Source organism: Streptomyces sp. NPDC054783, from assembly GCF_053611725.1.
The window spans coordinates 1-1,734 of record NZ_JBSHAY010000099.1 but is presented as its reverse complement, the minus strand read 5'-3'; the positions used below and the strand labels follow the sequence as shown (position 1 = coordinate 1,734).

General features: G+C 66.9%; 2 protein-coding genes. One reads left to right on the top strand and one right to left on the bottom strand.

Features of this window, described 5'->3' with window-relative positions; translation table 11 throughout:
• Positions 1–180 precede the first annotated feature (180 nt).
• Positions 181–1,302 carry an IS630 family transposase gene (locus ACWGJ5_RS46510; protein ID WP_453315634.1) on the top strand — a complete coding sequence of 374 codons (1,122 nt, stop codon included), beginning with the start codon at positions 181–183 and terminating at the stop codon, positions 1,300–1,302.
• A gap of 17 nt (positions 1,303–1,319) precedes the next feature.
• Here ACWGJ5_RS46510 and ACWGJ5_RS46505 read toward each other — a convergent pair whose 3' ends face one another.
• Positions 1,320–1,550 carry a hypothetical protein gene (locus tag ACWGJ5_RS46505; RefSeq protein WP_453315633.1) on the bottom strand — a complete coding sequence of 77 codons (231 nt, stop codon included), beginning with the start codon at positions 1,548–1,550 and terminating at the stop codon, positions 1,320–1,322.
• Positions 1,551–1,734: the final 184 nt, after the last annotated feature.

Genomic DNA, 1,734 nt, shown 5'->3' with positions numbered 1-1,734 from the left:
ACCAACGTCCGGCTCCCGCCGTGCGCCTTCGATGCGCTGACCGCGGTCATGGCCAGACAGGGCACCTCGCGGGATGCGACCGTGCGTCGGCTGCTAGTGCTGTGACCGCATAGGTTCGCCGGGTTGGCAGTTGTGGCGGTTGGATGTGCGGTGACGTCCGATCCGACCGCTGGAGGCGCGGTGGCCGAGCCTGTCCGTGTGCGCAGACTGACCGACCAGGAGGGGCAGCGGCTGCAGCAGATCGTGCGCCGGGGCAGCACGAGTTCGGTGCGATATCGGCGCGCGATGATGCTGCTGGCCTCGGCCGGCGGGAACCGGGTGCCGGTGATGGCCCAGCTGGTGCAGGCCGACGAGGACACCGTCCGGGACGTGATCCACCGCTTCAACGAGATCGGCCTGGCCTGCCTGGACCCTAAGTGGGCGGGAGGCCGTCCCCGCCTGCTCACCCCTGACGACGAGGACTTCGTCGTGGCGACGTCCACCACCCGACCGGTCAAGCTCGGCCAGTCCTTCACCCGCTGGTCACTGCGCAAGCTGGTCGCCTACCTGCGCAAAGTCCACGGCCGGATCATCCGCATCGGCCGCGAGGCATTACGCTGCCTGCTCGCCCGCCACGGCATCACCTTCCAGCGCACCAAGACCTGGAAGGAATCCCCGGACCCAGAACGCGAGACCAAACTCGACCGGATCGAGCACGTGCTGGACCGCTTCCCGGACCGGGTCTTTGCCTTCGACGAGTTCGGCCCGCTCGGCATCCGTCCCACCGCGGGATCCGGCTGGGCCGAACAGGGCCGTCCCGACAGGCTGCCCGCCACCTATCACCGCACCCATGGAGTGCGCTACTTCCATGGCTGCTACTCGGTCGGCGATGACACTCTGTGGGGCGTCAATCGCCGCAGAAAGGGTGCCGCCAACACGTTGGCCGCGCTGAAGTCGATCCGTGCCGCCCGCCCGGACGGTGCACCGATCTACGTGATCCTGGACAACTTGTCCGCCCACAAGGGCGCCGACATCCGCCGCTGGGCGAAGAAGAACAAGGTCGAGTTGTGCTTCACCCCGACCTACGCCTCGTGGGCGAACCCGATCGAGGCTCACTTCGGACCGCTGCGGCAGTTCACCCTCGCCAACTCCAACCACCCCAACCACCCTGTGCAGACCCGGGCCCTGCACGCCTACCTGCGCTGGCGCAACGCCAACGCCCGCCACCGCGACGTCCTGGCCGCCGAACGACGTGAACGCGCCCGCATTCGCAGTGAGAAAGGCATCCGCTGGGGCGGTCGGCCCCTGTCAGCGGCGGCCTGAGCCAGCTGGAAGGTGAGTCACCGAGCTCGTTTGGCGGCGTTAGCCCGATAGCGTTCCAGCACGCCGATGGACAGTGCCGATGCGGCCATCAGCCCGAACACGATCGAGCTCGAACCATTGCCGTGATCTCGCTCCCAGATACGGAATCCGACCAGCAGGACAACGACTCCGAACAGCACGACCTGTATCCATCTGATGGCCACGGCCCGCTGGCCGTTGCCATCAGCGTTGCTGTCTCTTCCACGCACCGGGGCTCCTCTGCTCCTTCAGTGCGCCGACTGTACTGGTGTACGGAGCCATCAGTACGACCCAACCCGGTGAACCTTCGCGGTCACAGCACTAGTAGTGCTTGGTCAGGTTCGTATCGGCTCTGGCATGTTGCGGTGACAGGTGGGGCAGGCGCCGGTCCAGACCGCGAGGAGTATCTGGAGG